Raw genomic sequence first — 20,936 nt, forward strand, 5'->3', positions numbered from 1 at the left:
ACTCATCGAAGGTCCTCAACGGACAGTCTTCCGCCGACAGTGCACTTAGGAAGTCCGGTGGGGTGGCAAACTGGCAAATCCTGGACGCCGGGTGCGCAAAGTGGCAGCGTAGTGGGCATGGCGGATTCCGGAGTCAACCCTACGGCGGCGGCCCTGCTCGGCCTCCTCCACGAGGGCCCGATGACAGGCGGCCAGTTGATGGCCGCCGCTGAGCGCCGTTTGGCGCCGTACTGGTCGATGACCCGCAGCCAGGTCTACCGGGAGTTGCCGGTGCTGGCCGAGCGGGGTTTCGTGCGGCTCGGCAAGCCGGGGCCGCGAATGAGTCAGCCGTACGCGCTCACCGCCAGCGGGAAGCGGACATTCTCCCGCTGGCTGGCGGAGAACCCGGGGCGGGACACCATCCGCAACCCGATCGCGCTCCGGATGGCCTTCGGCAACCTGCACTCCGCCAGCCAGCTCAAGAGCCTGTACGCGTCGGCCAACGAATACCACACGGAGGCCCTCGCCCAGGTCCGGGAACAGGTGAAGAACGCCAAACGGGACGGCGAGACGTACGACGCCAGCGCGCTGGAGTTCGCCGTCGCCTACCACCGGGCGGCCCTGTCGTGGCTGAAGTCCGCCCCCGTCGGGTGATGATCAGCGGATTCGCGGACAGGCGACGAGTCGCCCCGACCAAGGCGCAGGGCCGATTTGGCGCGGAGCTGCGGGGCTCGCAAGCTCACTCCTCGTCCGCGCAGTACGCTTGTCTGTCGTGACCGCTGCCGATTACGCCGAACAGCTCAAGGAACTCGACGCGACCCTGCGCAACATCGAGGCCGTCCTCAACATCAACCGGCTCCACGAGGACAAGGCGCGCCTGGAGCAGGAGGCGTCCGCCCCCGATCTCTGGGACGACCAGGCCAGGGCTCAGCAGGTGACCTCGCAGCTGTCGTACGTCAACGGCGAGATCAGCAAGCTGGGCAGTCTGCGTTCCGGCCTCGACGACACCCAGGTGCTGCTGGAGCTGGCCGAGGCCGAGTCCGACCCGGGGGTGCTGGCCGAGGTCGAGTCGGAGATCACCGCGCTGACCAAGTCCATCCAGGAGATGGAGGTCCGCACCCTGCTCTCCGGCGAGTACGACTCCCGGGAGGCGCTGGTCGCCATCCGGGCCGGCGCGGGCGGCGTGGACGCCGCGGACTTCGCCGAGATGCTGCTGCGGATGTACCTGCGCTGGGCGGAGCGGCACGGTTACCCGACCGAGGTCTACGAAACCTCGTACGCCGAGGAGGCGGGCCTCAAGTCGGCGACCTTCGCGGTCAAGGTGCCGTACGCGTACGGCACGCTCAGCGTCGAGTCGGGCACCCACCGGCTGGTCCGGATCAGCCCGTTCGACAACCAGGGCCGGCGGCAGACCAGCTTCGCCGGCGTCGAGGTCCTGCCGGTCACCGAGCAGACCGACCACATCGACATCCCGGAGAACGAGGTGCGGGTGGACGTCTACCGCTCCTCCGGCCCCGGTGGGCAGAGCGTCAACACCACCGACTCGGCGGTCCGGTTGACCCACATCCCGACCGGCATCGTGGTGACCTGCCAGAACGAGAAGTCCCAGCTCCAGAACAAGGCCTCCGCGCTGCGCGTGCTCCAGGCCCGACTGCTCGAGCGCAAGCGTCAGGAGGAGCAGGCCAAGCTCGAAGGGCTGAAGGAGAACGCGGCCGGCTCGTGGGGCGACCAGATGCGCTCCTACGTCCTGCACCCCTATCAGATGGTGAAGGATCTCCGAACTGAGCAGGAGACCGGCAATCCGAGCGCGGTGTTCGACGGCGACCTGGACGGTTTCATCGAGGCGGGCATTCGCTGGCGCAAGCAGCGGCAGCTCGCCGGCAACGGTGCGTGACGACGCGCGGGCGCAGCGCGTCGTCGATCTCCAGGTAGGAGCCTGATTCGACGACTCGTGCCGGATCGGCGGGGCGTGGGGCTTGGCTCAGTTGTTACACCGCGTAGACTCACCACCCGTGATTCAGCTTGAGCAAGTGACGAAGACGTACCCGAAGGCGTCCCGGCCTTCGCTCGACAACGTGTCCGTCTCGATCGAGAAGGGCGAGTTCGTCTTCTTCATCGGTCCATCCGGCTCCGGCAAGTCCACGATCATCAAGATGCTGCTGCACGAGGTCGCCCCCAACAAGGGCCGCGTCATCGTGAACGGCAAGGACGTCACCTCGATGCGCTCCTGGAAGCGACCCCACTTCCGGCGCTCGATCGGCTGCGTCTTCCAGGACTTCCGGCTCCTGCCGAACCGCACCGCCTACGAGAACGTCGCGTTCGCGCTCGAGGTGATCGGCAAGACCAAGGCGGTCGCCCGCCGGGTCGTGCCGGAGGTGCTGGAGCTGGTCGGGCTCGGTGGCAAGGAGCACCGCTACCCGCACGAGCTCTCCGGTGGTGAGCAGCAGCGGGTCGCCGTCGCCCGGGCGTTCGTGAACCGTCCGCTGATCCTGCTGGCGGACGAGCCCACCGGAAACCTGGACCCGGACACCTCGATCGAGATCATGCGCCTGCTGGACCGGATCAACCGCACCGGCACGACCGTCGTGATGGTCACGCACGACTCCAACATCGTGAACCAGATGCGCCGCCGCGTCGTTGAGATTGAGAGCGGTCGCATCGTGCGTGACCAGGCCCGCGGCGTCTACGGGTGAGCAAGCGCCCGACCCCTGCGCAGCCTGACGACGAACACCTCATGCCGGAGACCCGGAGGAAATCCCGATGCGCGTGAAATACGTCCTGTCCGAGGTACTCGTCGGACTGTGGCGCAACGTGACCATGTCCATCGCGATGATCATCACGATGGCGGTCTCGCTGACCATGCTCGGCGCCAGCGGTCTGATGTACCGCCAGGTCGACGACATGAAGGACCTCTACTACAAGAACATCGAAGTCTCGATCTTCTTGACCCAGGAGGTGAGCGAGCAGGAGCGCACCGACCTGGACGCCAAGCTGAAGAGCGACCCCCTGGTGAAGGAGGTCTTCTACGTCAGCAAGGACGAGGCGTACAAGCGCTTCAAGGAGATGTACCCGGACGCGCCGGACCTGGTGAACGCGATCAAGCCGGACCAGTTGCCCGAGGCGTTCCGGCTCAAGCTGAACAACCCGGAGCAGTACAAGAACATCTACGACCAGTACAAGGACTCCGCCGGCGTCGAGGAGATCATCGACCAGAGTCGACTGCTCGACAAGGTCTTCAACGTCCTCACCGCGATCCAGAACATCGCCCTGGCCGCCGCCATCGTGATGGCGATCGCCGCCCTGCTGCTGGTCGCCAACACCATCCAGGTGGCCGCGTACAGCAAGCGGCGCGAGGTCGCGGTCATGAAGCTGGTCGGTGCGTCCAACTGGTTCATCCAGGCGCCGTTCGTGCTGGAGGCGGTGGTGGCCGGTCTGATCGGCGCCCTGCTGGGCCTGGTCGCCCTGATCGCGGCGAAGTATCTGCTCTTCGACGGCTCGCTGAGCGCGTTGCAGGGTCTGCTCTCGCCGATCAGCTGGGGTGACATCCTGTTCATCTTCCCGATCATGGCCGGCGTCGGTGGTCTGGTCAGCGCCGCCACCGCCTGGATCACCCTGCGCTTCTACCTGCGGGTCTAGGCGCCGTACGGGTCGTCCCGTCGTCTCACAAGGACCCTCCCGCGCCGGAAATAAACAGCGCGGGAGGGTCCTTCTCATTCGGGTAACATGATCGCTCGTCCGGTCCGGGGGAGCCCGACCGCGACATGGGCGGAGAGGGGGTGGCACCGATGCCACGGGAAAAGGGGCGCAAGGTGGTCGCCTCCAACAAGAAGGCACGCCACGACTACTCGATCCTCGACACGTACGAGGCGGGCATGGCGCTGACCGGCACCGAGGTCAAGTCGCTGCGGGCCGGGCGGGCGTCGCTCGTCGACGCGTTCGCCCAGGAGCGCAACGGCGAGTTGTTCCTGCACGCGATGCACATCCCGGAGTACACGCAGGGCACCTGGACCAACCACGAGCCCCGACGTACCCGCAAGCTGCTGCTCAACCGGGGCGAGCTGGACAAGCTCATCGGGAAGACCCGCGAGGGCGGCCTGACGATAGTGCCCCTACAGGTCTACTTCTCGGACGGCTGGGCCAAGGTGGAGATCGCTCTCGCCAAGGGCAAGAAGTCGTACGACAAGCGCCAGGACCTCGCCAAGCGGGACGCGGACCGGGAGATCGCCCGGGTGTCCGGCCGGCGCGGCAAGGGCATGGACGACTGATTTCATGCCGGTTGTCCGGGTCGGCGCGTCGGGCCGGGGCTCGGGATGAAAGCGGTTGCGGCAGGCGTTAGTCTTGTCAGTGCCGCCACATCGGCGGCCTGTCGAGGGGGTGACTGGTTTCGACTTCGTACGCAGCGACAGGGGAAGCGAGCCGAGGAAGCCGACGTCGTCTCGAGAATCGGTCGTCGGAAACCAATAAGCGCCAAGCAAAATCGCGCTGACTTCGCTCTCGCCGCCTGAGGCGAGTAGCAAGTCTGTCGGCCTGGGAGCGCCTTCGACCCAGTTAGCCGGCATCAGCTAGAAGGCTGGCCAATCGGACCCGGTCGCGGGGTCCGTGTGGCGAGATCAATCAGCGACTGGGCCCGTCACACCAACTTGCTCGCGTGAGCGGTGGGGCCGAGTAGAGGCATAGCGAGCTGCGCTCGGAGAAGCCCTGACAAACCGGCGAAGGACCCGGGTTCGATTCCCGGCACCTCCACCACCTCGAACGAAGCGCCCCGGCCACCGGCCGGGGCGCTTCGTCGTACCCGGGTGTGGCCACTGGGACGGCTGTGTCAGAAGGGGCAGATGAGCCGCCCGGGAGCTCTGGACAGGCTGGGGCGGGTGGGCCCACCATCGCGGTATGGGATAGCAGCGCGTGCGGGAGGTGCCATGGTCACCGGTCCGGTTGAGCAGCCGTCACTCGTCGCCCGGCCGCGTGCCGCGCTCCCCGTCGACCCCCACCCCGTCGGGCTGCCCGGTGAGCCGCGCCCGGCCGGCCTCGCCGGTGACGTGCACGCCCTCGGGCGGGCCGTCGCCCGCACCCCCACCGAACCCCGCTGGCGGGAAGACGTGCTCCGTCGGCTGCGTCCGGTGCGGCGGGGCTTCGCCGAGCACGTCCGGCTCACCGAGGGCCCCACCGGGCTCTACCGGGAGTTGCTCACCCAGTCGCCACGCCTGGATCACCGGGTACGACTGCTGACCCGGGAGCACGCCATGATCGTCGCCGCGATCCTGGCGGTCCAGCAGATCGCCGAACGGCCCGAGGGGCACCCCGACGAGGTGCGGCACCGGGCCGCGCACCTGCTGCGCAGGCTGGCCCGACACCGGCGGCGTGGGGCTGACCTGCTCTGGGAGGCGTACCAGACGGATCTGGGTGGCGAGACCTGAGGGAACCAGCCCTCGCGTGGGCACGTCCAACCGCACATGCGTCGATCGGCAGTGCTGCTCGTACTCCTGTTCACCGCGGGCTGTGCCGCGACCGGCACCGGCCCGTCCGGCGCGACGGGGGACCCGACGCCCCGTGCGGAGGCGTTCGAGACCCGGGCCGCGCGGGTCGCCGAGGCGTGGCGGCCCGGCCCCGACTGGCGTACCGGCTACGTGCCGCTGGAGGGGCCGACACTGCTCACCGGCGACCCCCGCTTCACCACCGACACCGAGACGGCCTTCCGGGCCGGGTGGTACCGGTCCCGGGTGCCGATACCGCCCGCCCGGGTCGGCGGTGAGATCCGCTTTCCGGACGGACGGCTGACGCTGCCGCTGGTCAGCGCCGCCGAGGCGTACCGGGAACTGGACCAGGGCGACCCGTTGCCCTGCCCGGGGCGTCCGAAGCGGCCCGGGCTGCCGTCGCCGGGCGGCCCCACCGTCGAGCCCGGACCGGACGGGTGGACGACGAGCGGCACGCAGACCGCCTGCCTGCCGCTCACCGTCACCGCTGTCACCCTCGGTGCCGTGCCGGTGCGGACGAGCCGGGGCGAGGCGCAGGTCCCCGCCTGGTTGTTCACCGTCGAGGAGCTGGCCACGCCGGTGGTCCGGCTCGCCGTCGCGCCGGCGGCGGTCCGTCCGGTGCCCGAGCCCACGGCGCCGGGTCAGCCGTTGCCGAACGGCATGGTCGGCGCCCAGGATCTGGGGGCTGTCGACGGCAGCCGACTGACCGTGCGGCTGGGGGTCGGCGCCTGCGACACCGACGTCACGCCGCTGGTGTGGGAACGGCCCGAGGTCGTGGTGGTCGGTGGGCGGGTCACCCGGGCCACCGGCGAATGCATCGACGTGCTCAAGCTGGAACCGGTCACCGTCACCCTCACGGCCCCGCTGGGCGCCCGTCCGGTGTTGGACGTCGCCACCGGCCGTCCGTTGTCGATCGCGCCCCGCTGACCCGCTCAGAGGAGGCTGGGCACGTCGGTGTTGATGGGCACCGGCAGCACCGTGGGCCGCTCGGCGCGCAGCGCGGTGGCGAGCGCCGCGCCGAGCTGCTCGGGTGTCTCCGCCACCTCGGTGGCGCAACCGTAACCGGCGGCGATGGCTGTGACGTCCAGCCCCGGTAGGTCCAGGCCGGGCACTCCGGGAGTGTGCTTCAGCTCGGCGAACGCCTTGAGGATCGCGTACTGCTGGTTGACCGGGACCACGACCACCACCGGCAGGGCCAGGCGGGCGGCGGTCCACAGCGCCTGCACCGAGTAGTGGAACGACCCGTCGCCGATCACCGCCACCACCGGTCGACAGCGTCCGGTGTCCCGCTCGGCGAGCGCCACCCCGACCGCGGCCGGCAGGCCGTAACCGAGGCCGCCGCTGGCCATCGTGAAGTACGACGCCGGTCGGGTGATCCGAAGCTGACGGCGCAGCGCGGACAGATTGGACGGTGACTCCTGTACCAGCACCCCGTCCGCCGGCCAGTGCGCGGCCAGCGCGGCGAAGAGGGCGTCGGCGCTCAGCGGGGTGGTCATCTCCGGCGGTGGCGGCGCGGCCCGTCGTGCGGGTGCCGGTCGGTCGGTCGGCGGCACCCGCTGGACGAACGCGGCCAGGGCCAACCCGGGGTCGCTGAGCAGACTGTCGCCGACCGGAGCCCGCGCGGCCTCGTCGGGGTCGTCGGTGACGTGCAGCAGTCGGGCGCCGTCGGGCAGGTGCCCACCGGGCAGGTACGGGTAGTAGCGGAACACCGGAGCACCCACCACCAGCACCGTGTCGTGCCCGCGCAGCGCCTCGGCGAGGGGGCCGATCGCGTACGGCAGCACCCCGCGGAAGTGCGGGTGGTCCTCGGGGAACACGGCCCGCTCGGTGGCGGGGGCCGACCAGACCGGCGCGGCCAGCCGCTCGGCCAGGGCGACGGCGGTCGACCAACTGCCGGAGCGGTCCACGCCCGGCCCGTAGACGAGCACCGGACTGGCGCTGCCGGCGAGCACCCGGGCGAACTCGTCCAACCGCTCCGGGTCCGGCGCGAAGCGGGTCGCCACCGTACGCGGGGCGGGCGGCGGGTCGGCGGGCTGCGCCCAGTCGTCCAGCGGCAGCGAGAGGAAGACCGGTCCCGCCGGTGGTTGCACAGCTGTCGCGTACGCCCGCAGCAGCGCTGCCGGGATGTCCTGCGCCCGAGCCGGCTCGTAGGCCCACTTCACATACGGCTGCGGGAGTTCGGTGGGCCGGCGGCTGGCCAACCGGGGTTCGAGCAGCAGCATCTCCCGGGTCTGCTGCCCGGCGGTGACGATCAACGGGGTCTTGTTGTGCCAGGCGGTCACCAGGTTGCCCATGCCGTTGCCGGTGCCCGGGGCGGTGTGCAGGTTGACGTGGGCGGGTTTCCCGGTGGCCTGGGCGTAGCCGTCGGCCAGCGCGACGGCCGTCGCCTCATGCAGCGCGTGGACGTAGTGGAAGTCGGTGGGGAAGTCCTGGAGGAACGGCTCCTCGGTGGAGCCGGGGTTGCCGAAGACGGTGGTCATCCCGAGGGTGCGGAGCACGTCGTATGTCGTGTCCCGGACCGTTGCCATCGCCACCCGCCTCCGTGTCGCGGGCAGGGACGACCCGGTCGTCCTCCCGATCAGCCGAATCTATCGGGATGTGACGGGCCTTTCGGGCTTTTCTCGGCCGTGGCTGGTCCGGATCAGTCCAGCAGTGGGAAGTCGACCGCCGGGGTTGGCCGGCAACTGTCCGATCACCCGCCGCTGAGACCTTAGCCAGCGCCCGGGACGCAGGCTATGGTGCCAGGCATGGCGTTGACAGCGTGGCTGATCTCGATGCACCGGGCGGAATCGGTTGATGACCGGCACCCGGCACGGGCTCACGGTTGACGGGTGTGTGGCATGCAGGGAGAGGGCCAGGCGATCGGCGGACGGGCGATGGAGTCGATGACCGGGCGGCTGCTGGTCGCGACTCCGGCGCTCAAGGACCCGAACTTCGACCGTACGGTGGTGCTGCTCGTCGCCCACGAGCCGGGCGGCGCGCTCGGCGTGGTGCTCAACCGGGCCACCGAGGTGCCGGTGGCCGAGGTGCTCGGTGACTGGAGCGACCTGGCCCGCCATCCGGCGGTGCTCTTCGAGGGCGGCCCGGTGCAGCCCGACTCCGCGATCTGCCTCGCTCGGATGCGGCACCCCATGCGCCGGTTGAAGGGGTTCCACCAGGTCTCCGGGGCGGTCGGCACGATCGACCTGTCGGTCGACCCGGAGCGGCTGCGGGAGAGCATCGGCGGCATCCGGGTGTTCGCCGGCTACTCCGGCTGGGGCGGTGGCCAGCTGGAGCAGGAGATCGCCGACGGTTCCTGGTTCGTGCTGGACGGGCTGCCCGGTGACGCCTTCGTCGACCGACCGGACGACCTGTGGCCGATGGTGCTGCGTCGGCAGGGCGGGATGATGGCGGCGGTCGCCCACTTCCCGCCGGACGTCGCGCTCAACTGACCCGGCCCGGCGGGGACCCCGCGAGATGACCATGCCGGCGGGTCTGTGTATAGTTTCCGAGTGCCCGGGCAACCGGGACGACAGCTTGGGGCCGTGGCGCAGCTGGTAGCGCACCACACTGGCAGTGTGGGGGTCAGGGGTTCGAGTCCCCTCGGCTCCACCCAGGCGAAACGCCCTGGTGCGGGTTATTGGCCCGCACCAGGGCGTTGTTCGTTTCCCGGTCAGGACCCCGCGCCCCTGCCCCGACCGTCCGTGGCGGCAGCGTCGGCAGGCGGACGGTGAAGGTCGCCCCCTCGCCGGGCCTGCTCTCGGCGGTGATCGTTCCGCCGTGACTCGTCACCACCTCGCGCAGGAGAGCAAGGCCCAGACCGAACCGCCGGTCCTGGGCCCCGGCCCCGCGATGGAAGCGGTCGAAGAGGCGTTCCGCGTCGGCGCTGTCGAAGCCGGCGCCGCTGTCGGTGACCACCAGGTCCGCGTCGCGGCGGGAGGTGCGCAGCGTCACGTCGATACGGCCCCCGGTCGGGGTGTGGGTGAGGGCGTTGGCGAGCAACTCGCCGACCACGCGGCGCAGGGCGGAGGCGACGCCGCAGACGAGCACCGGAGTGTCCGGGGCGGTCAGGCGTACCTGGACGCCCTGCTCCGCGGCGCGCTCGGCCTCGCAGTCGACGGCCTCGGCGGAGAGGCGGGTCAGGTCGACGGGCGCGGAGGGGTGCCGGTCGGCAGGGGTGGCGGCGAGCCGGGCGGAGAGCAGGAGTTCGTCGACGATCTCGCCGAGGCGGCGGGTGGTCTCGATCAGGCGGTCGTAGTCGGCACGGTCGGCGCCGGCGCGGCGGGCCAGAAGTTGGGCGCGGGTGTGGACGTGGGCGATGGGGGTGCGCAACTCGTGGCTGGCGTCGGCGACGAAGCGACGTTGCCGGCTGAGCGCCTCGGCGAGCGGCGCGACGGCGCGGCGGCCGACGACGAAGCCGGTGAGCACCGCCGCGGCGAGGCCGACGATCGCGGCGAGGAGGAACGCCGCGAGCAGGTGACGCCGGTCGGAGAGCTGGAACCGGGCGTCGAACACCGCCTGCACCACCCCCGCGCCGCGCGGCTGGGTGCGTACGTAGTACGTGGTGCCGTTGCGGGTGATCCGGTCACTGCGGACCTGGCGGTCGAGGGCCACCGTGTCGATGGCGGACCGCAGTGGGAACCCTTCGGGTGGGGGGTTCCGGCCCGAGTCGAAGCGGCCACCCTCGTACAGGATGATCCAGTTGCAGCCCGGCGGACCGTCGATGGTGCCGTGCACCGCGCCGTAGGTCAGCTCGCGTTCGATCTGTTCGTGCTGGTTGTGCAGCAGCGCCGCGTACGAGATGGCGGCGCCCAGGGCCAGCAGCGTCGTGATGGTGAGGCCGACGAACACGCTGACCCGTACCCGGGCCCGGCGCAGCATGGTGTCCTCGAAGCTCACAGCGTCCCCAACCGGTAGCCGAGTCCGTGCACGGTCCGGATCACCGACCGGCCGAGCTTGCGCCGCAGGTAGTAGACGTACGTGTCGACCAGGGACGCCGCTGCCGCCTCGTCGAAGACCCGGCTGCGCAGCTCGGACCGGGAGTGCACGGTGTGCGGCCGGGCCGCGAGGACGCGCAGCAGCTCGAACTCGCGGGCGGACAGCGCGATCCGGGTGCCGTCGGGCAGGACGGCGTCGCGCACGGAGAGGTCGAGCTGGCCCGCCCCGAGCCGCAGCACCTCGGTCGAGTCGGAGGTCCGGCGGCAGAGGGCCCGGATGCGGGCGCTCAACTCGTCCAGGTCGAAGGGTTTCGTCAGGTAGTCGTCGGCGCCCGCGTCGAGACCGGCGATCCGGTCGTGGACGGTGCCGAGCGCGGTCAGCAGCAGCGCCCGGGCGACCACCGCGCGGGAACGCAACCGCACGACGAGGTCCAGCCCGTCGAGGGCGGGGAGCAGGCGGTCGATCACCATCACGTCGTACGGCCGGGTGAGCCCGAGGTGCAGGCCGCGTTGCCCGTCGGGGGCCTGGTCGACGACGTATCCCTCGTCGGTCAGCGTCTCGGCCACCATGCCGCGGAGCTCCGAGTCGTCATCAACGAGCAGGAGGCGGGTCATGTACAGATGGTGACATAGAACCGCGTCTATGTGTTGTGAAACTTGTCTCCTCAAACAATCAATTTACGGGGTTCCGGCCGGCACCAGTGCCCCGCTGGACGCGGAAACCCGGGCCTCGCGCCGTTCGATCCAGCTGAGCAGCGGCGTCGTCATGAGCGTCGTGACGAGCGCGACCAGCACGAGCACCGTGAAGAGCGACGAGTTCACCACGCCCGCCTCCAGCCCCACGTTCAACGCGATGAGCTGCATCAGGCCCCGGGCGTTCATCAGGGAGCCAACGCGCAGCGCGACGCTGTTCGGCTCGCCCATCAACCGCGCCGCGCCCCAACAGGCGCCGAACTTCCCGGCGATCGCCACCGCCACGCAGGCGACGGCGAAGAGCAGCACCGCCGGATTGCCGAGCAACCCGAACTCGGTGCGCAGCCCGGAGAAGGTGAAGAACAGCGGCAGGAACACCGTCGCGGCGATCGGCGTCAGCGTGTCGACCACCTTGTCGGTCCTGGCGGAGTGCGGCATCACCACGCCGACAGCGAAAGCGCCGAAGACCGCGTAGAGCCCGATCTCGTCGGTGTAGAAGGCGACCAGGAAGAGTAGCGCCACGGTGCCCAGCAGGCGCGCCCGGTCGCCCGGAAGCCCCATCACGAAGCCGGTCACCCGCCGTCCGCCCAGCCACAGCGCCACCGCGAACAGCACCGCGCCGCCCGCGGTGACCAGGGCCGGACCGGCGGCGCCGGAGGCGAACGCCAGCACCACGGCCAGCAGGATCCACGCGACCGCGTCGTCGATCGCGCCCGAGGCCAGGGCGAGCAGCCCGAAGCGGGTGCCGGCGAGGCCGCGTTCGGTGATGATCCGGGCAAGCATGGGGAAGGCCGTGATCGCGAGCGCCACACCGACGAACGCCGCCGACACGCCGAGCGACACGCCGTCCGCGCGGATCGGGACGAACCCCGCCATGCTCACGACCAGCAGCACTCCCAGCACCAACGGAACCGTGACACCCGCCACCGACACCGCTCCCGCCGTGCCCGCGATTCTGGTCACCCGGTGCGAGGTGAAGGCGTACCCGGCCTGGAACATGAACAGCACCAGGCCGACCTGACCGACCACGTACAGGATCGGCAGCAACGGCGCGGGGAAGAGCGCGGCCTGCGCGCCCGGCCACAGCAGGCCGAGCAGCGACGGGCCGAGCAGCACCCCGGCGAGCATCTCGCTCACCACCGGAGGTTGACCCACCCCGCCGAGGAGCCAGGAGACCAGCTTGCAGAAGAGCAGAATGACAGCGACCGCGATGAAGAACCGCGGGGCGAGTTCGGTGGGGGTCACGTGTCTGCCTCCTCGAAGAACCGGGTGCACAACTTCAGTCGTCGGGCGTCGACGACCATCCAGGTGCCGTAGACGAGCTGCTTGACCGACCGACCCACGTCGAAGAGCCGGTCGCGCTGCCGCATCACCGCCAGCCGGCGGCGACCGGGACCGCTGCGGCCCCGGGGCGTGAGGTACGCGGGACCGCGACTCGGCAGGGAGCGGGTGTGCGCCACCGACGAGCTGACCGAGAACCGTTGCAGCACCTCCCGGGTCGCCGCGCGCAGTTGCACCGGGGCCGAGCCGCGTGCCGGACAGGCCCGGTTGGCGGTGACGCCGTACGGGATGAAGTGGGCGTCCTGCCGGCGCAGCGTCAACCAGCGGTCCGGGTCGAACTCGGCGTCCGCCGCCGGCCCGGTGCGCTGGTAGGCCGGGTAGTTGAAGAGCAGCACCGATCCGCTCGGGAGCACGTGCTCGCCGACGGTGATGGGCGCGGAGGTGATCCGGTGCGCGATACCGAACAACGGGTACACCCGCAGCGTCTCGTCGATGAGCCGGTCGAGAGAGCCGTCCGAGGTGTCCTCGACGGACTGGGCGCACAGCAGGATGTGTGCCATGGCCTCCGACATCTGCACCACCGCCGTGTTGAAGAACGCCCCCTGGAGGTACCAGGCGGTCTCCAGGGCGGTGAACGGCGGCGGCAGCACGACCGGGCAGGTCCCCGCCTCGATCCGGTGCAGCAGGTAACGCGTCAGCCGATCCCGCCGGGACATGTGCCGCAGGCTCATCCCCTTCAGCGCGGTGACCACGTCGTCGGCGTTCGCCACGATGAGGTCCCGGACGTCGCGCGGGCACCGTGCGCCGAACACCAGCTCGTACGAGACCTCGGCCCAGACCGGCATCATCAGGTCCCGCAGCCGCACGTGGGTGGTCCGGCCGGCCGGGAGCGTGTCCAGGGCCCGCCGGGTCGCGGCCGTCGCCAGCTCGTCGGAGCGCGCGTGGGGGACGGCGAGCACCTGCCGTGTCGTACGCGCGACCACCCGGTACCGCTCGCCGGGCTCCAGGTGCTCCTGGTGCATCTGCGGACCGGGGGCGAGCCAGTACCAGAACAGGTCCGACAGGCCGGCGCCGCGGCTGCGCCCGTCGGCGGCCGGATCGCCGTAGACCCGCTCGAAGTCCTCCGGCCCCACCAGCGGTCCGGGCACGGGGATTCCTTCGGTCCCGTTCACCCGCTCGAAGATCCACTCCCGGAGGGCGATCACCGCCCTCACCGGGTCACCACCTGGTCGGGCGTCAGATCGGCCGGCCGCCGTGCCCCGGCCAGGGCGAGGACCTGATCCAGCTCGGTGGTCAGTCGCTCGAGCGTCTCCCGTACGCCGGCCGCCCCACCGGTCGCGAGCCCGCGCAGCACCGGACGCCCGATGAGCACCGCTGTCGCCCCGAGCGCCAGCGCGACAGCCACGTCGGCGCCGTGGCGCACACCCCCGTCGAGCAGCACCGGAATCCGCCCCTGCACGGCTTCCGCCACCGGTGGGAGCGCGTCGAGCGTGGGGACCGCCCCGTCGAGCTGCCGTCCGCCGTGGTTGGACACCACCAGGCCGGCGGCGCCGTTGTCGACGGCGAGCCGGGCGTCGGCCGGATGCAGGACGCCCTTGAGGAGGATCGGCAGCCCGGTGACGCCACGCAGCCAGGCGATCCGGTCCCAACCCACCGTCGCGTCCATCTCGATCGGGCGCACCCGGCCGGTGGCGTCCCGCATGTTCTCGCAGGCGTAGCCGGCGGGCAGGTCCGTGAAGCCGTTGCGCAGGTCACGCTCGCGCCGCCCGAACACCGGGGAGTCCACTGTCACCACGAGCGCCCGGCAACCCGCCGACTCGGCGCGCTTGACCACGTACTCGGTGAAGGCGAGGTCGCGTTGCGGGTACAACTGGAACCACAGCGTCGCGCCCGCCGCCGCGATCTCCTCGACCGGCTGGGTGGCGGCCATGCTGACCACCATCGTCGTGCCGGCCGCCGCGGCGCCCCGCGCGGTGGCCGCCTCGCCGTCGGGGTGCGCGAGCCGGTGAAAGGCCGTCGGGGCGACCAGGACCGGCGTGGCCAGCGGGGTGCCGGCCACCGAGCACCGCAGGTCCCGCTCGCCGGTGGCCCGCAGCACCCGGGGCACGATCCACCGCCGCTCGAAGGCCCGTTCGTTGCCGGCCACCGTGCGCTCCCGCCCGGCGCCGCCCTCGAAGAAGTCCTGGTGCACCGGGTCCATGTCAGCCCTCGACGCCGGCCAGGCAGCGCTCCAGGAACTCCCGCAGCGGCCGGACGTGGACCTCGGGCCGGTCCCACCGGTTCTCCAGGTTCTCGGCGAGGTGGTGGGTGTCGACCAGCCGACCCCCGCTGTGGTAGCGGACGACCGGATGCAGGTACGCCGCGTCGTGCGCCTGCCCCACGACGTCCTGCGCCACCCGGGTCACCGTGATGTCGAACGGGTCGACCTGGTCGTGGGCGGGGCCGTACTCGAGGGTGACCACGAACGCCCGGTCGTGGTCGTGCCCGGCGGTACGCAGGCCGGTCGACGCGAAGTAGTCGACCGGCACCTCCTCGTGGTAGCGGGCCTCCGGTCCGGCGACGGTGAGCACGTCGGCGAGGAACCCGAACTGCTGCCACAGGGCCGAGGTGCGGTTGACCCGCTCGATGACGGCGGCGGTCATGGCGGCCGGGTCGGCGGCGAGGCTGGTGAACGGCCAGTCGGTGGCGTCGTACCGGCGGGCCAGAATCCGGTGCAGGGCGCGTACGGCGTAGCGGAAGCCGTGCACGAAACCGCTCGTGGACTTCTTGAAGTCGCGTTGCTGCGAGATCGTCCCGGCGAAGAACAACCCGCTGACGTTCACCGACTCCCATTCCTCGGTCTGCGCCGGGAACCGGTCGTTGATGGCGAGTCGGGGCCGGGCCGAGGCGTCGAAGATCGATGCGTCGAAACGGAATCCGGTGCACGCCAGCACCCTGTCGTAATGCAGCTCCTTCACCACCTCGTCGGCACGGGAGAAGCTGAACGTGACCCGGTAACCCGTGTCGTCGCGCTCGATGCTCTTGATCGTGCCGTCGAGGATCGCGTTCGCGGACTTGAGTTGATAGGTGTCCAGGAAGTTGTTGTTGACCGCGCGCAGGTGCCCCACGTAGTGGGTGCGCCACGCCATCCGCACCGAGCTGGGCCCGGCGACGTGGATCAGCGTCGTGGTCTCCATGAGGTTGTCGGCGGTCTCGAAGGCGGAGTTGCCCTTGCCGATGATGAGGACCTTCTGGTCGAGGTAGTCACGTGGGTCGACGCTCATCACGTCGTACCCCTCGGCCAGTTCGAACCCGGGGATGTCCGGCTCGTAGGTCTTCGAGACGCCGGTGGCCACGATCACCGCGCGGGCCTCCCAGCGGCGGTCGCCGGCCTCGACGGTGAACACGTCGTGGTGCTTGGACACGCGGGTCACCCGGGTGCCGTAACTCACCTTGACGCCGGTCTTCGCCGCGAAGTCCGCCAGGTACCGCACCATCACGTCGGCGTCCGGGAAGTAGCGCTCGGTGTACTGCGTGAACAGCAGCGCCGGATCGTCGGTGAGCAGCGAGTTCCAGTCCAGCCGCAGATTCAGTTCCGGGTCGTCCGTCCCGGTGTGCGGTTTGTTGATGGAGATGAGGGTCCGGTGCCGTGGATAGGTGGCGAAGAAGGCCCCCGGTCCGTCGGCGCCCTCCAGCACCAGATAGTCGCGCTCGCCGTCGGCCTCGAGCAGGGCGGCGAGTTGGAGACCGGCCGGACCGGCCCCGATGATCAGGTAATCAAGCGTCACGGCGCTCACCGTACGAGTGGGAAATCAGAGATTTTTCAAGCTGTTCCAGAAGCGCGGCCGCCGTTCGTACGTCACCGTCGAGCGGCCGGTCCGGGTCGATCGGGGCAATTGCCTCCTCCAGCGCCCGCAGCGCGCGGTCGCAGCCCTTCGCCGTGGGACGGCGCGCTCCGACGTGGACCGCCTGGCGTAGCCCCAGCGCGAGCGAGCCGGTGATCAGGCGCAGCAGTTGCGCCTGGTCCAGGGCGCGCAGCGCGGCCTGCGTGCCGAGTGGGATGACGTCCTGGTTGTGCAGGTTGGTGGGCAGGCTCTGCGCGCTCGCCGGCACGGTGTCGCGCCTGATCTCGGTGATGAGCGCCGTCGACGCGAGTTGGACGCCCTGTAGCCCGTGCTGCTGACCCGGCCCGGCCGCGAGCATCGGCGGCAGCCCTCCGTTGCGTCCGGGGTCCACCAGCAGGTCGAGCTGGCGCTCGGCGAGGTTGCCGATCTGGGCGATCACCATGGAGAGGACGTCGGCGGCGAAGGCGGCGGGCTGGCCGAAGAAGTTGCCGCCGTGCACGACCTTGTCGTCGTCCGGAAAGAACAGTGGGTTGTCGCTCACCGCGCCGAGGTCGGCCGCCACGATGCCGTCGACGTAGCGCAGGGCGTCCTCGGCCGCGCCGAGCAGCTGCGGCGAGCACCTGATGCTGTACGGCTCCTGTAGCGGTCTGCTGCCGGACGCCCGCAGGCCGGCGCAGGTCGCCCGCATCGCGGCGCCGACCTCGATCGCGCCCCGGTGACCGTAGGCGGCCAGCAGGGCCGGGTCGAGGAACTGCGGATCGCTGCCGAGCAGGTCGGCGAGGAGGCAGCTCAGTGTCCGCAGCACGCGGTGCGAGGCGCGGACCCGGTCCAGGGCGAGGGCCAGCGCCGCGGTGGTGAGCGACGTGCCGTTGACCAGCGCGAGCGCGTCCCGGCCGTCGAGCGGCAGCGGTTCCAGGCCCGCCTTCGCCAGGGCCTCCCCGGCGGGCATCCGGACGCCGTCCAGGTACGCGTGGCCCCGGCCGCGCAACGCCTGCGCGGCGGCGCCGAGCGGGATCAGGTCGCCGCTGGCCCCCACCGAGCCGAGCCGGGGCATCGCCGGTGTGAACGTCGTGCCGAGCATCGCCGCCAGCGCGTCGATCACGTGGGGCGAGACCCCGGACGCGCCCCGGGCCAGGGACCAGGCGCGGACCAGCAGGGTCGCGCGTACGACGTCCGGGGCGAGGTCCGGGCCCTGGCCGGCGCCGAGGTGGGCGAGGGTGTTGTCGGCCTGGTCGCGCTGGTCGGCCCGGCCCGCGTACCCGACGAGCGCCCCGAAACCGGTGGTGGCGCCGTAGATCGCCCGGTCGTCGCCGAGCGCCTTGCCGAGAAACGTCCGGCCGGTCGCCACCCGGTCGCGTACCTCGTCGCCGATCACCACGGTGATCGGGCCCGCCGCGGCGCGCAGGTCGGCGGTGCGCAGCGGTTCCGCCAGATCCACATCAATCGTCATGGATGCGGATGCTAGAGACGGTTTCTCAGAGCGCTCTGAAATCGCGTCAGTACATTGCGCGGCATGACGCACGATTGCCTGATCATCGGAGCCGGACCGGCGGGTCTACAGCTCGCGGCTCTGCTCGAGCGCGACGGTCACGACTATGTGGTGCTGGAGGGCGGACCCCGGCCGGGCACGTTCTTCGAGACCTATCCGCGGCACCGTCAATTGATCTCGATCAACAAGGTGTGGACCGGTTCCGAGGACCCGGAGTTCAACCTGCGGTCGGACTGGAACTCACTGCTGTCCGACGATCCGGCGCTGCTGTTCAAGAACTACAGCACGCGTTACTTCCCCGCCGCCGACGACCTGCTGCGTTATCTCGCCGACTTCGCGCGGAATCTCCGGGTCCACTACGACACCCGGGTGACGGCGGTGTCGAAGACCGCCGACGTGTTCACCGTCGAGGCCGGCGACCGGAGGTGGGAGGCCCGCACTGTCGTCGTCGCCACCGGTGTCTCCGCGCTGTACGTGCCGCCGATCGAGGGCGCGGACCTGGTCGAGCGCTACGACACCGTCTCCGTCGACCCCGCCGACTTCGTCAACCAGCGCGTGTTGGTCATCGGTAAGGGAAACTCGGCGTTCGAGACCGCCGACGCGCTGATCGAGACGGCGGCGACGATTCATGTCGCCGGGCCGCACTCCATCCGGTTGGCCTGGCAGACCCATTACGTCGGGCACCTGCGCGCGGTGAACAACAACTTCCTGGACACCTATCAGCTCAAATCGCAGAACGCCGTCCTGGACGGCACCGTGGAGCAGATCAGTCAGCGCGAGGGCGGCGGTTTCCGGGTGCTCTTCCGGTACGCCCGGACGGTCGAGAATCTGCGCGAGCTGGAGTACGACCGGATCATCCTCTGCACCGGTTTCCGCTTCGACGCATCCATTTTCGCCGAGTCCGCCCGACCGGAGCTGGTGATAAACGACCGGTTCCCGGCGCAGACCCCGGCCTTCGAGTCGGTGAACGTCAGCGGCCTCTACTTCGCCGGCACCCTCACTCAGCAACGTGACTTCAAGAAGTCCACCAACGGCTTCATCCACGGCTTCCGCTACGCCACCCGGGCGCTGCACCACATCCTCCGCGAACGGCACCACGGGAAGCCCTGGCCGGACCGGCGGATCGCGCTGACGCCGGAGGCGATCGCCGACTCGATCATCGCCCGGATCAACGTGACCTCGGCGCTGTGGCAGCAGTTCGCGGTGCTCGGTGACGTCGTCACGGTGGAGGGCGAGACCGCCCGGTACCGCGAGGAGATGCCGGTCGCCTACCTGCGCGACGCGGAGCCGGACGTGTTCGCGTTCGTGGTCACCCTCGAGTACGGCCCCGACCACGATCACGTCGACCCGTTCGACATCACGGTGCCGCGCCCGGCCGAGAACGACGCGACAGCCGCCCACGACGCCAGCTATCTCCACCCCGTCGTACGGGTGCGGCGCGGCGGGCGGGTCGTCGCCGAGCACCACCTGGCGGAGAACCTGGAGAACACCTGGGACCTGCCGACGGTGCACCGGCAGCCGCTCGAGGTCTTCGTCAAGGGCGTCCTCGCCGATGCCCGCTGACATCTGGCCGCAGCCCGTCCTCGACCTCCTCGCGGCCGGCGGGGAGCGGCCGGTCTTCGAGGACGGGCCGGACGTGACCACGGCCGCGCAGATGTCGGCCCTGATCCGGCGTGTCGCTGCCGGGCTGCGCTCCGCGGGCGTGCGCCCGGGAACCGGCGTCATCCTCGACCTGCCGGTCACCGCCGCCGCCTTCGCCGCGACGATCGCGGCCTTCGCCGTCGGGGCGCGGGTGTCCGGGTGGCGTGCCGACCTGAGCGCCGAGCAGATCGCCGGCGCCGCGGTGGTCGACGCGGGTCGGCTGGCCTCACTCGCCGCGTACCCCGACGACGGGCTGCCGCTGGTAGCGGCGGGTCGGGCGGAGGAACCCGCCCGGATCATCTGGACCAGTGGCAGCACGGGAACGCCGAAGGGAGTGGTGCAGAGCTACGCGGCCATGTCGGCGGCCTGGGCCCCGTACCCCGACCGGTGGCCGCCGGCTGTCGCCGAACTGGCCACCCGGTTACGGCGCTACCTGGTCTTCGGCTCCCTGGCCAGTCAGGTCATGCTGGAGTACGGCATCATCACGCTGGCGGCCGGCGGCACCCTCGTGGTGGCGCACCGACCGGTGTTTCCGGCGGCACTGGTCGACTGCCGGGCCACGGCCAGCGTGATCACCGTCGGCAAGCTGTACCAACTGGTGCGGGACCAGCGCTCCCGACCGGCCGACCTGCGTCACCTCCGGGCGCTGCTGGTTTCCGGGTCGCCGCTCGCGCCGGGCCGGCTGGCGGAGGCCCTCGACGTGCTCGGGCCGGTGCTCTTTCACGGGTACGGGCAGACCGAGACCTCGATGATCGCCATGCTGACACCCGCCGAGATGGTGACCGAGCCGGACACCCTCGCCACCGTCGGTCGCCCGGCCGTGGACGTCTCCGTCCGCGACGGGGAGATCTACGTCCGCACACCAGCGCAGGCGTCCTCGTACTGGCGGGACCCCACGGAGTCGGCCGAGGTGTTCGTGGACGGCTGGGTGCGCACCCGGGACCTGGGACATGTCGACGCCGACGGTTACCTGCGGCTGCTCGGACGGGCGCGGGACGTGATCATCGTCAACGCGCAACTGGTGTACGCCGGGCCGGTCGAGCGCGCGCTCGCCGCCGACGCCGCGGTCGCCGAGGCGTACGTGGTCGGGGCGCCGGACGAGGTGACCGGCGAGGCGGTGCACGCCTACGTGGTGCCCGTGCACGGCAGGACGCCCGACCCCGACGTGCTGCGCAAGCTGGTGGCCGCGCAGGTGAACGACCACGCGGTGCCGCGAACCGTCACGGTCATCGACCGGGTACCCCTCGCGCCCAGCGGCAAGCCGGACAAGAGGCAGCTCGTACCGCCCGACGACACGCGCGGCGCGGCGGACACGACAACGCCCTGACCGGATGACCCGGTCAGGGCGTTTTGTAGGCTTATGCGCGCTATGGGCTGGGTCAGCCCTGGCGGCTCTTCCACTGCGGGTTGGCACGGTTCACCACGACCGTCCGACCGCGACGGCGGACCACCACCGAACCCGGCTTCTGCTTGAGCGCACGCAACGAGCTACGTACCTTCATGTCTGCCTCCTCGGTGCAAGCGGTTCCGGATATCGAAACGCCGCGGGCACCCGGTGGATTCCCGCCCAGTACGCGGTGCCGCCACCGCCCTCGACCGGGCGCGGTGACCCGGGCCGCGTCGAACCTTTGCCGCCCGCCGG

General features: G+C 70.8%; 19 protein-coding genes, 1 tRNA gene and 1 other RNA gene. 12 read left to right on the forward strand and 9 right to left on the reverse strand.

Annotated elements, in window-relative coordinates:
• Positions 1 to 117: 117 nt before the first annotated feature.
• The 8 genes from O7634_RS14850 to O7634_RS14885 all read left to right on the forward strand — a co-directional run bounded on the left by O7634_RS14850 (position 118) and on the right by O7634_RS14885 (position 6,377).
• On the forward strand, positions 118 to 633 hold the full coding sequence (locus tag O7634_RS14850) for a PadR family transcriptional regulator (RefSeq protein WP_030331495.1): 516 nt from the start codon (positions 118 to 120) through the stop codon (positions 631 to 633).
• A gap of 118 nt (positions 634 to 751) precedes the next feature.
• Positions 752 to 1,873: a peptide chain release factor 2 gene (gene prfB / locus O7634_RS14855; protein ID WP_278150712.1), complete on the forward strand. Its 1,122-nt coding sequence runs from the start codon at positions 752 to 754 to the stop codon at positions 1,871 to 1,873.
• Between the two features lie 118 nt (positions 1,874 to 1,991).
• Positions 1,992 to 2,672 carry a cell division ATP-binding protein FtsE gene (ftsE, locus tag O7634_RS14860; RefSeq protein ID WP_088642977.1) on the forward strand — a complete coding sequence of 227 codons (681 nt, stop codon included), beginning with the start codon at positions 1,992 to 1,994 and terminating at the stop codon, positions 2,670 to 2,672.
• 67 nt (positions 2,673 to 2,739) lie between these two features.
• Positions 2,740 to 3,615, forward strand: a complete 876-nt coding sequence (gene ftsX / locus O7634_RS14865; protein ID WP_278150713.1) for a permease-like cell division protein FtsX — start codon at positions 2,740 to 2,742, stop codon at positions 3,613 to 3,615.
• Positions 3,616 to 3,764: 149 nt separating this feature from the next.
• Entirely contained in the window at positions 3,765 to 4,244 is a 480-nt protein-coding gene (gene smpB / locus O7634_RS14870) for an SsrA-binding protein SmpB (RefSeq protein ID WP_278150714.1), read from the forward strand.
• Positions 4,245 to 4,349: 105 nt separating this feature from the next.
• Positions 4,350 to 4,725: a transfer-messenger RNA gene (gene ssrA, locus O7634_RS14875) on the forward strand.
• Between the two features lie 170 nt (positions 4,726 to 4,895).
• Entirely contained in the window at positions 4,896 to 5,393 is a 498-nt protein-coding gene (locus O7634_RS14880; RefSeq protein WP_278150715.1) for a hypothetical protein, read from the forward strand.
• 36 nt (positions 5,394 to 5,429) lie between these two features.
• On the forward strand, positions 5,430 to 6,377 hold the full coding sequence (locus tag O7634_RS14885) for a hypothetical protein (protein WP_278150716.1): 948 nt from the start codon (positions 5,430 to 5,432) through the stop codon (positions 6,375 to 6,377).
• A 5-nt stretch (positions 6,378 to 6,382) separates the two neighbouring features.
• Here O7634_RS14885 and mdlC read toward each other — a convergent pair whose 3' ends face one another.
• On the reverse strand, positions 6,383 to 7,978 hold the full coding sequence (gene mdlC, locus O7634_RS14890; protein ID WP_278150717.1) for a benzoylformate decarboxylase: 1,596 nt from the start codon (positions 7,976 to 7,978) through the stop codon (positions 6,383 to 6,385).
• A gap of 312 nt (positions 7,979 to 8,290) precedes the next feature.
• On the opposite strand from mdlC, the gene O7634_RS14895 reads away from it, so the two are divergent.
• Positions 8,291 to 8,881 (forward strand): YqgE/AlgH family protein, encoded by a 591-nt coding sequence (locus tag O7634_RS14895; RefSeq protein ID WP_278150718.1) that lies wholly within the window; start codon positions 8,291 to 8,293, stop codon positions 8,879 to 8,881.
• An 87-nt stretch (positions 8,882 to 8,968) separates the two neighbouring features.
• A tRNA-Ala gene (locus tag O7634_RS14900) sits at positions 8,969 to 9,041 on the forward strand.
• Here O7634_RS14900 and O7634_RS14905 read toward each other — a convergent pair.
• From O7634_RS14905 to O7634_RS14935, 7 genes are all read right to left on the reverse strand, one after another.
• Positions 9,015 to 10,328 carry a HAMP domain-containing sensor histidine kinase gene (locus tag O7634_RS14905; RefSeq protein WP_278150719.1) on the reverse strand — a complete coding sequence of 438 codons (1,314 nt, stop codon included), beginning with the start codon at positions 10,326 to 10,328 and terminating at the stop codon, positions 9,015 to 9,017. The two genes, O7634_RS14900 and O7634_RS14905, sit on opposite strands and share 27 nt — an antisense overlap.
• On the reverse strand, positions 10,325 to 10,981 hold the full coding sequence (locus O7634_RS14910) for a response regulator transcription factor (protein ID WP_278150720.1): 657 nt from the start codon (positions 10,979 to 10,981) through the stop codon (positions 10,325 to 10,327). The genes O7634_RS14905 and O7634_RS14910 overlap by 4 nt, the downstream gene beginning before the upstream one ends.
• Positions 10,982 to 11,044: 63 nt before the next feature.
• On the reverse strand, positions 11,045 to 12,304 hold the full coding sequence (locus O7634_RS14915; protein ID WP_278150721.1) for a cation:proton antiporter: 1,260 nt from the start codon (positions 12,302 to 12,304) through the stop codon (positions 11,045 to 11,047).
• Positions 12,301 to 13,554, reverse strand: coding sequence for a cytochrome P450 (locus tag O7634_RS14920; protein ID WP_278150722.1), 1,254 nt, complete (start codon positions 13,552 to 13,554; stop codon positions 12,301 to 12,303). The genes O7634_RS14915 and O7634_RS14920 overlap by 4 nt, the downstream gene beginning before the upstream one ends.
• A complete protein-coding gene (locus O7634_RS14925; protein ID WP_278150723.1) occupies positions 13,551 to 14,540 on the reverse strand; it encodes an alpha-hydroxy acid oxidase in 990 nt (329 codons plus the stop codon). Before O7634_RS14925 ends, O7634_RS14920 begins: the two co-directional genes overlap by 4 nt.
• A gap of 1 nt (position 14,541) precedes the next feature.
• The gene (locus O7634_RS14930) at positions 14,542 to 16,107 is read right to left on the reverse strand and encodes an NAD(P)-binding domain-containing protein (protein WP_278150724.1); all 1,566 of its coding nucleotides are present in this window, start codon (positions 16,105 to 16,107) and stop codon (positions 14,542 to 14,544) included.
• Positions 16,097 to 17,614: an aromatic amino acid ammonia-lyase gene (locus O7634_RS14935; protein WP_278150725.1), complete on the reverse strand. Its 1,518-nt coding sequence runs from the start codon at positions 17,612 to 17,614 to the stop codon at positions 16,097 to 16,099. The genes O7634_RS14930 and O7634_RS14935 overlap by 11 nt, the downstream gene beginning before the upstream one ends.
• 63 nt (positions 17,615 to 17,677) lie before the next feature.
• Between O7634_RS14935 and O7634_RS14940 the strand changes: the two genes are divergently transcribed.
• Positions 17,678 to 19,216, forward strand: a complete 1,539-nt coding sequence (locus O7634_RS14940) for an NAD(P)-binding domain-containing protein (protein ID WP_278150726.1) — start codon at positions 17,678 to 17,680, stop codon at positions 19,214 to 19,216.
• Positions 19,206 to 20,621: a fatty acid--CoA ligase family protein gene (locus O7634_RS14945; protein ID WP_278150727.1), complete on the forward strand. Its 1,416-nt coding sequence runs from the start codon at positions 19,206 to 19,208 to the stop codon at positions 20,619 to 20,621. Before O7634_RS14940 ends, O7634_RS14945 begins: the two co-directional genes overlap by 11 nt.
• A gap of 52 nt (positions 20,622 to 20,673) precedes the next feature.
• Here the strand turns inward: O7634_RS14945 and O7634_RS14950 are convergent, their stop codons facing one another.
• Positions 20,674 to 20,796, reverse strand: coding sequence for a 50S ribosomal protein L36 (locus O7634_RS14950; RefSeq protein WP_030331473.1), 123 nt, complete (start codon positions 20,794 to 20,796; stop codon positions 20,674 to 20,676).
• Between the last annotated feature and the right edge of the window lie 140 nt (positions 20,797 to 20,936).

It is taken from the genome of Micromonospora sp. WMMD1120, assembly GCF_029626235.1.
Taxonomy (GTDB): Bacteria; Actinomycetota; Actinomycetes; order Mycobacteriales; family Micromonosporaceae; genus Micromonospora.